This window comes from Natronorubrum tibetense GA33 (assembly GCF_000383975.1).
GTDB lineage: Archaea > Halobacteriota > Halobacteria > Halobacteriales > Natrialbaceae > Natronorubrum > Natronorubrum tibetense.
This window is the reverse complement of the sequence record NZ_KB913017.1, coordinates 2,199,467-2,213,030: the sequence shown is the minus strand read 5'-3', so window position 1 is coordinate 2,213,030 and position 13,564 is coordinate 2,199,467. Positions and strand designations below refer to the sequence as shown.

The 13,564-nt window shown below is 64.0% G+C and carries 9 protein-coding genes; 6 read left to right on the top strand and 3 right to left on the bottom strand.

The genetic code is table 11. The features are described from left to right. Positions 1-166 precede the first annotated feature (166 nt). The 3 genes from NATTI_RS0111610 to NATTI_RS0111600 all read left to right on the top strand — a co-directional run bounded on the left by NATTI_RS0111610 (position 167) and on the right by NATTI_RS0111600 (position 2,427). The gene (locus tag NATTI_RS0111610; RefSeq protein ID WP_006089607.1) at positions 167-523 is read left to right on the top strand and encodes a hypothetical protein; all 357 of its coding nucleotides are present in this window, start codon (positions 167-169) and stop codon (positions 521-523) included. 100 nt (positions 524-623) lie between these two features. Beyond that, on the top strand, positions 624-1,625 hold the full coding sequence (locus NATTI_RS0111605) for a DUF7351 domain-containing protein (RefSeq protein WP_006089606.1): 1,002 nt from the start codon (positions 624-626) through the stop codon (positions 1,623-1,625). A gap of 328 nt (positions 1,626-1,953) precedes the next feature. After that, positions 1,954-2,427 (top strand): hypothetical protein, encoded by a 474-nt coding sequence (locus tag NATTI_RS0111600; RefSeq protein WP_241434300.1) that lies wholly within the window; start codon positions 1,954-1,956, stop codon positions 2,425-2,427. A 54-nt stretch (positions 2,428-2,481) separates the two neighbouring features. Here the strand turns inward: NATTI_RS0111600 and NATTI_RS0111595 are convergent, their stop codons facing one another. Beyond that, positions 2,482-3,456: a hypothetical protein gene (locus NATTI_RS0111595; protein WP_006089604.1), complete on the bottom strand. Its 975-nt coding sequence runs from the start codon at positions 3,454-3,456 to the stop codon at positions 2,482-2,484. A gap of 456 nt (positions 3,457-3,912) precedes the next feature. On the opposite strand from NATTI_RS0111595, the gene NATTI_RS0111585 reads away from it, so the two are divergent. Both NATTI_RS0111585 and NATTI_RS0111580 read left to right on the top strand, forming a co-directional pair. Beyond that, complete coding sequence (locus NATTI_RS0111585; protein WP_019991828.1) at positions 3,913-4,350, top strand: ester cyclase; 438 nt, start codon at positions 3,913-3,915, stop codon at positions 4,348-4,350. 1 nt (position 4,351) lies between these two features. Continuing rightward, on the top strand, positions 4,352-7,699 hold the full coding sequence (locus tag NATTI_RS0111580; protein WP_006089602.1) for a beta-alanine-activating enzyme beta-propeller domain-containing protein: 3,348 nt from the start codon (positions 4,352-4,354) through the stop codon (positions 7,697-7,699). 70 nt (positions 7,700-7,769) lie between these two features. Here NATTI_RS0111580 and NATTI_RS0111575 read toward each other — a convergent pair whose 3' ends face one another. Further along, complete coding sequence (locus NATTI_RS0111575) at positions 7,770-8,906, bottom strand: M20 family metallopeptidase (RefSeq protein ID WP_006089601.1); 1,137 nt, start codon at positions 8,904-8,906, stop codon at positions 7,770-7,772. Positions 8,907-9,122: 216 nt separating this feature from the next. Here NATTI_RS0111575 and NATTI_RS0111570 point away from each other — a divergent pair, with 216 nt between their 5' ends. Continuing rightward, on the top strand, positions 9,123-12,476 hold the full coding sequence (locus NATTI_RS0111570; RefSeq protein ID WP_006089600.1) for an ATP-binding protein: 3,354 nt from the start codon (positions 9,123-9,125) through the stop codon (positions 12,474-12,476). Here the strand turns inward: NATTI_RS0111570 and NATTI_RS0111565 are convergent. Then, positions 12,423-13,538, bottom strand: a complete 1,116-nt coding sequence (locus NATTI_RS0111565; protein ID WP_006089599.1) for a PAS domain-containing sensor histidine kinase — start codon at positions 13,536-13,538, stop codon at positions 12,423-12,425. The two genes, NATTI_RS0111570 and NATTI_RS0111565, sit on opposite strands and share 54 nt — an antisense overlap. Between the last annotated feature and the right edge of the window lie 26 nt (positions 13,539-13,564).

Here is a 13,564-nt window from a genome sequence, read left to right as displayed (position 1 = left end):
CCGGCGACGAGACCACACTCGAGGACCTCTCAGCTACGGAGACGGTCTGATGACCCGGGTCGTGGCACCTGCAAGCCGTCTCCGGCGGAAATCTCGAACCCGTGATAGCGGTGTAGAACTCGCAAGCAGTGAGCTATTCGGGCTATCTGACGTGTATCACAATGATATGGTAGTCGCATCAGCAATCGTCTTCCTCGCCAGCCTGTTGATCGGAGCACTGGGTATCTACGTCGGCGCACGCGTCATCGTCGGCGCCGGCGACTACGACCACGCGATCGTCACCGCGCTAATCGGGGCGGTGATATGGGCCGTCGTCGGCTTCTTTGTGGGGTGGATCCCACTGCTCGGACCGTTGCTAGCCCTGCTCGCGTACATCGCGGTAATCAACTTCCGGTACCCCGGCGACTGGACGGCCGCGGCGATGATCGGCCTGCTCGCCTGGGTGACCGTCCTGATCGTGCTGTACGCGCTCGCTGCCGTCGGAATCACCGGCTTCGAGGCCGTCGGCGTCCCTGGGACGTAACGGTCCAAGAGAGAACCGCTCGAGTCGGCGACCAGTGAACAGCGATCTTCGGCGATGCAGGGAACGCAACGCTTTCAATACAGCGTGAGCATTCAGTATTATGACACCCGAGAGCCGTGACGAATCGGGGGATCTGTCGCCGGACGAGGCCTTCGCCATCCTGGCCAACGAAACGCGCTTCGAGATTATCCAGACACTGTGGGAACTGTACGAACCGGACGACCCGGCCAATCTGGTCAAATTCTCGGATCTGTACGACTCGGATACCGCAGTCACGTTTTCGGAGCTATATGACAGGGTCGGGTACGGCGACACCGGGAACTTCAACTACCATCTCGAGCAGCTCACCGACCACTTCGTTCGGCGGACGGACGCCGGCTACGAACTCACCGAAGCCGGCTTCGAGATCGCCCGCGCGGTCGTTGCCGGGACGGTCCGCGAACGCCCACATCTCGACGCCACGGAACTCGACGCCGACTGTCCCCGGTGTGACGCTCCCGTCGTAGCCCACTACGAGAACCACCACCTGATCGTCTCGTGTAGTGAGTGTCGGGGCATCTGGCAGAACGCGACGGGCGAAGCGGGCGTCCTGTTCACGTTTCCGCTTCCGCCGACGGGGCTATCGGGTCGAACGCCTGACGAAGCGTTTCACGCGACGCTCGCGTTCAACCTCAACCGGGTCCAGTCGTTCATCAGCGGCATCTGCCCTGACTGCTCGAGTGCGGTCGATCAGTCACTGGACATCTGTGAGAATCACGACCCCCGCGATCAGAGTGGGTGTCCAGACTGTCACCGACAACATCTGATCGAAGTGGGGGAAGTCTGCCATCAGTGCAAATCAGTGGCTCGCGGCCCGCTATCAATCGCGATCCTCGCCCACCCCGCCGTGGCGGCGTTCTACTACGACCACGGGATCGAACACCTGTTCGCGTCCTGGGAGACGTTCCGGCACGCACAATCCGTCGAGGAGGAGATCCTCGAGACAGACCCACTTCGTATCCGTCTTACCGTCCCCTGCGAGAACGATCGGCTTCGATTGACGCTCGACGAGACGCTTTCGGTCGTCGAAGCGGTCGAAGAAACGTCGTACGTCCGGGACTAACCGCGGGCCGAAACCGGTCTTTCTCGGTCGGAGTATCCGTATCGAATCGAATCATCCGTGAGCGACGTCTTCGTCGTGCATTCGTTACAGCCGAGTACGAGCTATTGTAGTCGAGTATAACCGGGCTTACAGTAACATCATACAGATTATGCTTACGGCGCTGGCCGACGAACTGATGCCGATGTCCGATAGTAGCCATCGACGTCGCGTATTAGCGCTGATAGGGACAGGTGCGGTCACGACAGTTGCCGGCTGTCTCAGCGGTGACGAACAGGACGATCCGTCCGGACCAGCGAGTGAAAACGGCGACACGTCCGTAGAGGGTCTAATGGCAGCCGACGTCGTATCCGAAGACGATGTCAACGGGTTCGTCGCGGAGTTCGAAGTCGACGCCGACGCGCCGGTTTCCGGTAGACAGGTCGTGTACGGCGACGACTTCTATCTCGAGGAGGACGTAAGCGGCATCGAACGATACGCCGTGGGCGATACGATCTACATCGTCCACGGCGGCCAGTGTTTCGCCGAGGACCGTGGCGACCACGAGGACGTAGACGGCATGTACGTCGCGTCGGAGCCAGTCCGTGGAACGCCGCTGGACGAGATCCCGGTTACGGACGTGACGACGATCGACGGCGAAGAAGCGTACGTGATCGAGGTCGACGAGATGAATACGATGTACGTCAGCACCCAAACGGGGTACCGGGTGCGAGACGAGTGGGGTGAAAGCGGCGTCGCCGACCTGCACTCCTGGGGGGAGACCGATCCGATCGCCCCGCCGGATATGGACTGCCAGCGGAGTTAGTACGTCTCGAACGTTCTTTCAGGACGCTCTCCGGAGTTTCCAGCGGACGCCGCCTCAACTCGGCGTGCCTGCAGTCGGTTCTTCGGCAGGCGCGTCCGACCGGGGTGGTTCGGGTTCGTCCTCGGCTTTTTTGACCAGGTCGGAGAACTCGCTCGAGCGGTCGGCGATGTAGTCCATCGTCTCGCTGTCCGGCACTTTGTCTTCGGCCTCGACGAGGTACGTCGTGATCACGACCGTCTTGATCCACGGTGAGACGACGCCGAAATAGCCGACGGCCACGACGCCACCGACGACGAGCCAGACGGCGGCCTCGACGATCGTCCCGAATCCGCCGAGTGCTCCCGAAACGACGGCCAGGACGCCGACAAAGGCGAGCGCCAGACCCTGCATTCCGATCACGATCAATAGCGTCGAGCCGAGGACGGGTTTCCAGGTCTTTCCGTAGAGGACGACGCCGTCGCGTGCGGCCGTCCAGGTTCCTTTCTCTTCGTGCAGGAACATGTGTGCCAGGATCGCCTGATCGATGTACGACGCCGCGAGTCCGATCGCCTGTGTTGCAATTCCCATCAGCTGTCGCAACGCTGGGACGAAATCCGCCATCCGTCCAATCGAGGCGACGGCCTTGTTGAACTGCTTGATCACCGTCTTGACGACCTGATCGACGGCGAACAACGCGCTGGCTTCGACGAACCGATCGGCGACCTGCTGTTTGCCGAACTGGAGCTGGTCGTCCGGCACCTCCCCCGTGTCGACGACGTGTGCGATGACGGCGATGTGTCCAGCGGTGACCAGGTAGAGGACGTACCGACGCAGTAGCGTGACGAGGCCGCCGAACACCACGGTCGCCAGGAGGAGCAACGCGACTCCAATCAGTCCGGAGACGCCGATCGATCCGAACAGGATCCAGAGGACCAGTCCGAACCAGATCACCGCGAGCAGTGCAAAGGCCACACCGACCGCGAACCGCACTGCGACCCACGGCAGCGTCTTCAGGAATACGCTCGTTGCCTTGCCGAAGTGTAATACCATGCCACCAGTATCATACGACATATGATATTAGTGTTTTCCCGATAGGTCTGTAATAATATACAGTATGTGGATTTACATGAACAGCGGCTGCTGCTCGAGAGGGACGATAGCTACAGAATATCGGCGTTTCAGCGTTTGCCGTGCGGCAACGACGGCGAGGCGGTGAGGGTTCTCGAGACGGAGATTCGGAATCGAGACTGGACACAGATCGTCCGAAATCACACTGGAACGGCTCGGGCGCGGACACGCTACGAGTGATCAGTGTCCGGGGAGTCAGACCGTGAAATCGCTGTCGACAGGACGTTCGGCGCTCGGGCACCGACAAATCGGGCGTCGCTGCCGACGCCGTTGGGTACCTCTCATTGGCTGAACTGTACTCGAGTATAGCACTCGAGGTTACAGTAATCTCATACAGATTATGGTTATGCTCGTGGCGTGAATCATCTGCTATTCATAATGTCTGTCGAAGACGAATTACAATCGACCGTGGATCCAGTCCATCTGTTGGTTCGGGCGGTCTGGAGCGCGGGTGATCTGGCACTGATCGACGAGCTGGTGACCGACGACTACGTCCACTCCGATGTACTGCTTCCGGACTCGCTCGAGGGACCGGCGGCGTTTCGGGAGTGGGTCGAGACGGTCCGTGAAGGAACGCCCGACATGACGAAAACTGTTCGCGAGACGTACGTCGACGACGACACGGCGATCGTCGTGTACACCGCGAGCGGGACCCACGAGGGCGATATCTTCGGCATCGCGCCGACCGGTCGCTCGATCGAAGTCGACGGCGTGGTCGTCTCTCGAGTGACGAACGGCCGACTCGTGGAATCGACCGACGTCTGGGACGCGTTTGGGTTGTTTGCGCAACTCGGGACGTTTCCGGAGGTGAGGTGAGATGCGTTCCAACCCCAGTGACACGGGCCCACCGACGTGGACTCGAACGCTCGCGGTCGCCGTCGTCGGACTGGGGGCGGTATTCCTAGTGGCATCGCTGGCTGTCGTCAGCGGCGGAACTGCGACTGGGGAGTCACCCGCAGTCGACGGTGGTCATGACGCCGTCGCACTCGAAACCGTCGGTGCCGACGCATTCGCATCATACAGGCTGTACAGTACGACGGAACCCGATGAACCACCGGTCAAATGGGCGTTCGATGCCGGAGGTACCGTGAACTCCGCGCCGACGATAGTCGACGGCACGGTGTACGTCGGCAGCGGGGGCGGGGACGGCCACTTGTACGCAATCGATGTGGCGACGGGCGACGAGGTATGGGCCTTCGAGACCGGCGGCGGCATCTCCTCGTCGCCGTTCGTAGACAGCGGCACGGTGTACATCGGAAGCAGCGACGACCATCTGTACGCGGTCGATGCAGAGTCGGGCACAGAGGAATGGTCGTTCGAGGTTGACCATACGGTCAACTCGCCTTTCCTGTACGACGGAACGGTGTACGTCAGCAGCTGGGACGAAAACATCTACGCGGTGGACGCGGAGACGGGTGAGAAAGAGTGGGTCTTCGAGACCGGCGACACAGTGCGGTCCTCGCCGACGGTGGTCAATGGCACGGTGTACGTGGGAAGTCAAGACGGTCACCTGTACGCTCTCGATGCAACGTCGGGCAACGAGGAGTGGGCCTTCGAGACCGACGACGAGGTACGCTCTTCGCCGACTGTGTACAATGAGACGGTCTACGCCGGGAGCTGGGATGGACACATGTATGCGCTGGATGCGCAGTCGGGTGCGTACGTGTGGAGCCACTCAGTCGGCGACAACCATATCTCGCCCTCCCCGACTGTGGCGAACGACACGCTGTACTTCGGGAGCCACAACAACAACGTCTATGCGCTCAATGCTTCCACTGGCGAGTACGTGTGGTCACGCGCCACGTTCGATAACGTACTCTCTTCCCCAACAGTGGCTGACGACACGGTCTACATCGGTAGCAGCGACGCCCGACTGTATGCGCTCGATGCCCACACCGGTGCCAAACACTGGACCTTCGAGACCGACGATGAATTTGGCATTCAAACGACCGGACCGACGGTGGTTGACGGGACGGTGTACTTCGGGAGCCGCGACGACCACGTCTACGCGCTGGAAACGGGGTCAGAGGGATCCAGCGTAGATTCGCGCGTGTTACTCGGAACGCTTGGCCACCACGATGTCGCAATTTCCGACGACCCGGAAACACAGCCAGACATTTCGATCGTCGACCTCTCGTTGAGCGAAACAAATGTCGACGAGGGCGACCAGGTAACGATCACAGCCCAGATCGAGAACACGGGCGACGCAACCGGTGAGTACACGGCGGAACTCGAGATCGAGGGCGACGTCGAGGCCACCGAAACGGTCTCGGTCGACGCCAACTCGACGAGAGAGGTCACGTTCACGCACACCTTCGACGACGCAGGGGAATTCGACGTGCGCGTCGACGGCGTCGCGGCAGGCACGGTGGAAGTCACGGTCGAGGACGGGACGCTTCGAGTGCCCGTCACCGGCGTAAGGAATGAACCCATCCCTGGTGCGTTGGTCTGGGTCGTACCCGCTGGCGATTCGATTGACGGCGAACCCTCCATCGCGGACGGGGACGGCATCTACGAGACAGACAAACAGCCCGGCATGTACGACGTGGAAGTGGCTGCCGACGGCTACGAAACTGAGCGCGTCGAGGACATCGAGATCGTCCCCGACGAGTGGACGAACGTAGACGTCGAACTGGAGCCGGAGTCGACCTCGTCGCCGTCACCGTCGCCGTCTCCTTCCCCGTCACCGTCGCCCGACCCAGCCCCCGAGGAACCGGAGACGACCGTACTGTTCGAACAGATAAACGAGAGCGTGGCAGCGACGGTTACGAACGCGGTGGCGAACGAATCGGTGTCACTTCCCGTCGCCGACGAAATCGAGGACAACGATACCGTCCTCAGGCAGTTGAACGTAACGCCCCGCTCGGACGCTGACTTCGACGTGACGATCGAACGCAGCGACGACCGTCCGGCGGACGTCGACGAGCTACCGAACGCCGCTGCGGAGTTGCGCTACTTCGAAATCAACGCCAGCCTCGAGCGCGAGGCAATCGAAAACGCGACGTTCGAATTCGTCGTCACGACCGACGAACTGGAAGAGCGTGGGCTCGAGCCCGAGGACGTGACGTTGTACCACTACGTCGACGGGGAGTGGGTCGATCGCGAGACGACTGCGCAGTTCCCTGGCGATCACTGGACGGAAGCCGAGACGGCCGAAGACCTCTTCCCCGATGACATGTGGGAGGAAGCCGGTGTCGACGATCCGGACGCACTCTTCCCGGAGGAGACGATCGAAGCGGCCGAGACGGCCGAGGAACTCTTCCCTGGTGATATGTGGGAGGAAGCCGATTCACCAGAGGATCTCTTCCCGGGTGATCACTGGGAAGAAGCCGGTGTCGACGATCCCGAGGTTCTCTTCCCTGGTGACATGTGGGAGGAAGCCGAGACGGCCGAAGACCTCTTCCCAGGCGATCACTGGGCGGAAACCGAGACGGCCGAGGATCTCTTCCCGGGTGATCACTGGGAAGAAGCGGAAACAGCCGAGGACCTCTTCCCAGGCGATCACTGGGCGAAAGCAGGCGTAGACGATCCGGACGCACTCTTCCCAGAGGAGACGATCGAAGAGGCCGAAACAGCCGAGGAACTCTTCCCTGGTGACACGTGGGAGGAAGCCGAAACAGCCGAGGACCTCTTCCCTGGTGACACGTGGGAGGAAGCCGGTGTCGACGATCCCGAGGCACTCTTCCCCGGTGGTACGTGGGAAGTCACCTACAGCGCCGAGGTGCCCCACTTCTCCGCGTTCGCCCTCGCCGGGGACCAGCCCGACCTCGACGTGGTCGAGATGTCCGTGTCACCATCGGACCTATCGGTCGGAGAGACGGTAACGGTCGAGACGACGGTGCGAAACGACGGCGGCGCGGCCGGCGAGACCGATCTCGCCCTGGAGATCGACGGCGCGGTCGTCGAGACGAAATCCGTCTCGGTCGACCCGGGAACCGAACGCGTCGTGACCTTCACGCAGACGTTCGAGGAGTCCGGCGAGTTCGCCGTCCACGTCGACGACCTCGAGGTCGGAACCGTGACCGTCGAAGCCGATTCCGTCGGCGAGACGCCCGAGGAGCCGAGCGACGACGACACGACTGACGGGACTCCCGGATTCGGTGCTCTCGTCACTGCCGTCGTATTGCTCGCCGTCGCAGCGCTCTCGACCCGCACTCGTTCGTAGCGAGTCGGACCCGTCTGCTCTGTTTTCGGACACCGACGGCTGTTTCCGCAGGCGTGACTGCGTTCGTCGCCTATCGCAGCCAGCGTTCGGCGACCGCTCGATAGGTCTCTCGACACCGCTCGAGCACTTCGATCGAGACGCTCTCGGCTTTCGTGTGGGCCTCACCGGGCTCGGACGCGCCGTAGATCACGCACTCCGTCCCGGCCTCGGCGAGCCACCCCGCGTCGGTCGCGTGGGGTTTCGTCACCAGTTCCGGGGATCCCGATTGGGCGGCGTCGGCGGCCTCGAGCACCGACTCGGCGAACGCTTCGTCGTCACACCGCATCGGCGGCAGGTCCTGATCGACCGTCCACTCGACGCCCTCGACCGACTCGACGCGCTCGAGAGCCGCCCGTTCGCCCGGCACCGTCCGCTCGTCGATCGTCAGGGCGCAGCGCTCGGGGATCACGTTCATTGCCGTCCCGCCGTCGATTTCGGTGACGACGAGGCTTCCCTCGAGGGTTTCGCCCGCGACATCGACGGACGGTGCCTCGAGGTCGCGAACGATATCGACGGCGTCGGTCGCCCGATAGATGGCGTTCTCGCCCGCTTCGACTTCGCTGGCGTGGGCGGCCGTCCCGCTGGCGGTAATCGTGCTCCCGCGGCGACCCTTGTGGGCGACGACGACATCGGTGACGCCCGGCTTAGAGTAGTTCGTCGATCCCTCGCCGACAATGGCGTAGTCGGGTGCGAACCCCCGCTCGATGGCGTGGCGCGCGCCGACACCGCCGACCTCCTCGCCGACGAAACTCGCGAAAACGAGGGCGTCCGCGCCCGAATCGTCGCCGCCGACGCCGTCGATGTTCGAGAGCGCGAGTTCGGCGTCGCGAAACGCGAGCATCGCCGCCGCGACGGCGCCTTTCATGTCCGCCGTACCGCGACCGTACAGTCGGTCGTCTCGTCGCTCGAGGACGTACGCGCCGTCCTCGTCCACCTGTGACGCCGCGGGCGCGACAACGTCGTGGTGGCCGACGAGCGCCAACGTTTCCCCATCGGCATGTGCTTCTTCGTCGGTTCCCACTCTGGCGATCACGTTGCCCACCTCGTCCCGCCGCACGTCGGCGTCGGTTTCGGCTCGGAGCCACTCCTCGATGTAGTCGCCCGCAGCCGTCTCGTCCTCGTGGCTCGGAATCGAGACGAGGTCGCGGGTCAGATCGACGACGTCCATACCTCTCCCCTCGAGGCTCGGCAAGTTGATTGCACTGGTTGAATCGTCGCCAGTTTCGGATGCAGACATCCTTCCACGGCTAAACGGTGGGATTTCCCCTCGCTACCGCTGTAACGGCGCTGCTCGCCACCGTCAAGACGGCGAGCTTCGGACGACGATCTCGATCGACCAGTTCTGCCAACAGGTCTTATATGATGGAGCAGTTACCAGTACGCAATGGATGAGTGTGACCTCGAGACGCCCATTTTACTCTCTCTCCGCGAACGAGAGGCGAACGGCGGCTCCGTCTTCGAGGCCTCGATTCGAACGATTGCGGCCGCGATGGGTCTCGAGAACACGCTCGCTGACCGACTCCGTCTCGCCTCGACGCTGTCGGCACTCGAGTCGGACGGCCTCGTAACGAGTCGGAGCTTCGAGGCGGACGACGTCGAGTGTACTGACGTCGGCGCCGAAGCGACCGCCCCGTCAGGCGATACTGCCGACACACCCGCCCCCTCCGACGCTGCTGTCGACGGGACCGAAGACGGCGGCGACGCGGCCGACGGAACGAGCTACCGGCTGACCGCTGCGGGCCGCGAGCAGGCTGACGATAGGTATGCTCAACTCGAGGCCGAACGGGTCGTTGTAGTCACCGACGACGACCGTTGCGAACTGCCACTCGGTACGGTTCCCGACGCGTACGACATCCCTCTCTCGAGGGCGCTCGCTTCCCGAACATCCGATGGCACGATCTCGCTCGAGTCCGCCCTCGAACCGGCGTTCGTCGGCCGCGAGTCCGAACGCGATCGTCTCGCGGCACTGCTCGAGCGCGCTCGCGACGGACAGTCGTCAGTCGCGCTCCTCGCGGGTGGGCCCGGTATCGGGAAGACAGCGCTGGTCGAACGGCTCTGTGCGGACGCGAGCGACCGAGGCTTCGAGACGGCGATCGGTCGCTGCCGACGGGACGGCGGCGCTCCGTACCATCCGTTCCGCGACGCGTTCGACGACCGAGACGACGCGGAGCCGCTCCCGTTCGTCGACTCACCCTCGCCGCCGGTCCACGACGACGCGACCTACGACGCACGACTCGAGGCCGTCTACGACCGGACGGCCGCCTGGCTCGAAGACCGAGCAGCCGAGCGTCCGCTCGTGCTCGCAATCGACGATCTTCAGTGGGCCGACACGGCGACGGTCGAGTTGCTCACGCACGTCCTCGAGACGGTCGACGACGCGCCACTCGCCGTGATCTGTACCGGACGACCGGAGGGGCCCGAGACCGACGGTCAACTGGTGTGGATCTCCGAGGCCGTCGGTCGCCGTGCGTCGGCCGTCCGACTGGAACTGGAGCCGCTCGATCGCGAGCCGATCACCGAACTCGTCGGACGACACGTCGGCGACCGCGACGTACCCCCCACGTTCGTCGATGCGATCGCCGAGGAGACGGGTGGTAATCCGCTGTTCGTGGTCGAAACCGTCGAACACATGCTCGAGACGGAACGGATCGACCCGACTCACGACTACTACCCCGAACGGCCCGACAAGATTGCCGTCGCCGACATCGTCCAGACGACGGTCGGGGCTCGACTCGAGCGCCTCGACGCGGCGACCCGCGCGGTGCTCGAGACCGGCGCTGTCATCGGCGACATCGTCCCGCTTTCCCTGCTGCAGACGGTGACCCGTCACGCCGCGTCGACCTGTCGGGAGTACGTCGATCGGCTGGTCGAGTCGGGGCTCTGGCAGCGGACGGACGAGACGACGGTTCGGTTCGAGAGCGACGTCGTTCGGTCGGTCGTTCGCGACGCGGTCGACGAGGATCGCGCCACGCGACTCCACCGACGAATCGCGGATGCGATGGCCGACGACGACCGTCGGGAGATCGACGCCACGATCGCCCACCACTACAGCCGCGCCGACGAACCCGACCACGCGCTCGAACACTGGATCGCCGCCGCCGACCACGCGACGACGCTCTACGCGCACGAAGACGCCGTCACGTGGTACGAGCGGGCGCTCCGGCTCGCCCACGAGCGCGGACGCGACGAGACGATCCTCACGGTGCTCGAGTCCCTCGGCGACGTCCACTACACGCGCGGGGAGTACGAGACGGCGGACAAGCAGTTCCGGTACGTTCGCGATCGAACGACCGATCCCGACCGAGTCCGTCGGACCTACCGCTATCAGGCCCGGGTTCGGTTCGAACGGAGCGAGTACGAGGCGACCGAACGGTACGCGACGGCCGGACTCGATGTCGGCGGTGACGACGTGACGCGCGAAGTCTGCTGGCTGCACGACTACCGCGCGGGAGCGGACATGAAACGCGGCCACATCGAGGCGGCGCTCGAGGGGTTTCGGACCCAGCGGGAGCTGGCGGCGCGGATCGACGACGACCTCCTGCTCGGCCGCGCGCACCAGAACATGGGGACGTGTTACATGCGACAGGGCGACGCCGACCGCGCCGTCGAATGCTTCGATCGAGGAGTCTCGCTGCTCGAGCGCGCCGGCGACGACCGCGAACTCGCTCGCTGTCTGAACGATCTCGGGATCGCCTATCTCCGCGACGACCGACTCCAACGTGCGACGGAGACGTTCGAACGCTGTCGCGATCTGGCCGCGAAAACCGGTAGTTCGCGCGTGAAAGTGCTCGCGCTGAACAACCTGGCAATGGTCACCGTGACGCGGGCCCAATGGGACGAGGCCCGACCCGTCCTCGAGCAGGTCTTCGATATCGCGACACGGGTCGGCAACGACGAGATCGAAGCGATCACCCACGCGAAACTGGCGCTCGTCGAGCGAGCGACCGGCGATCTCGAGGCGGCGACTAACGGACTCGAGCGAGGGCTCGAGATGCTTGGCGGGGTCCAGAGCAGCTATCACCGCGCCAAGTACCGGATCGTCCTCGGGACGGTCCATCTCCAGCGTGGCGCGTTCGATCGGGCAGCCGACCGAATCGAATCCGGCCTCGAGTTAGCGATCGACCGCGAGTTCACGAAGCTACACGCAAACGGATTGCTAGCCCGGGGCGTGCTCGAACGCGAGCGCGGGAATCTCGAGGCAGCACTGGAGGACCAGCGGGCGGGACTCGACCTCGCGAGCGGACTCGACAGCGACAGTGACATCGCGACCCACCGGACCGAACTCGCCGCGACGCTGGTTCGGATCGACGGCGAGATCGACCGGGCGCTCGAGCAGAGTCGACGCGCGCTTGAGAGCGTCCCCGACGGCTATCGGCCGATCGACGTTACCGCCCGGATCGTCCGCGCTGGGGCACTTCGCCGCAGCGGGGAGCGAAACGCGGCTCGAGAGCTCCTCGGGGAGGCCCTCGAAGACGCATCGGGAATGTCGAACGAAGCCACGCTTCGCTGTCTCCTGGAACTCGCCGCGTGTGACCGAGTCAGTGGCGACGAACGACTGCGTCGCGAGCGATTAGCAGTGGGACGCGATCTCGCCAACGAAACCGGCGCGACGCTGTACACCGACCGGTTCGAAGATCGTCTCGAGGACCGGCCAGCCGACGCGGCGTCCGAGGAAACGAGCGGTTCATTCCGTCGGCGTTCCGAGCGTGACGGTAAAGCGGGCCCCGCCGATCGGTGAGTCGTCGACCGCGAGGTCGCCGCCGTAGCTGTGCGCGATCCTGGCGGCGAGATACGTTCCGAGCCCGGTTCCACCCGCCTCTCCGTCGGTCTCGCCGCGCTCCAGGATCTCCTCCCGTCGGTCCGGCGGCACGCCCCGGCCGTCGTCGTCGACGTGGACGCGGACCGTCGACTCATGAGCCACCGTCGTAATACGGATCTCCGAGGCGTCGGCGTGGATCAGCGCGTTCTCGAGCAGGTTAGCAAAGAGCTCCTTGAGCAGGGCGCCGCCCAGCACGGCGACATCCGCGTTCGCGTCGATGTGGATGTCCACGTCCTGTCTGTCCGCCAGGTCAGTGTGGCGGGCGACGCTCTCCTCGAGGACGGGACGGAGATCGACCGCAGTGATCGATTCATCCTCCTCGAGGCGGTTGAGCGTTCGGACGTTCTCGACGAGGTTCATCGCCTCCTCAACGCCCTCGCGAGCGTAGGTACAGTACTGGCGTTCCTCCTCGGTGAGGTCCGTGGCCGACTCCGCGAGCAGTTCCAGATAGCCGTAGGTGACCGTGAGCTTGTTCCCCAGATCGTGGCGCAACAGCGAGTGGAGAAAGGCGGCGCGCTCCTCAGCTTCCGTCCGTTCACTGATATCGGTGGCGACGCAGACGACACCCTCGATGACGCCGTCATCGTCCCGGAGAACCGACGCCGACAGACTCGTCGGAATCTCCTCGCCCTCGGCGGTCACGAGCGCGGTCTCGTACTCGGTGATCCGATCCTGCCGGACCAGCGTCTCGACGAACTCCCCGGTGCTGACGGTCGAGGACGCGGACGGCCCGCGCGGACCGTCCGCGAGCACGTGGTCGATCGGTTTCCCGACGAGCACGTCCCGGTCGTAGCCGAGCACGTCTGCCGCGGCCGCATTCGTCATCCGAATGCGTCCGTCGGGGCCGACTTTCACCAGCACATCGACCATCGTGTCCATGACGTTCTCGAGGTCCGCCGTCCGCTGGCGAACGCGCTCCTCGAGTTCCCCTCGAGAGAGGATCGTGAGTTCGTCACCGCCGTCGAGCCCGGGACCGTCCATCACCGATGCAATCGAGGGCCCATTAG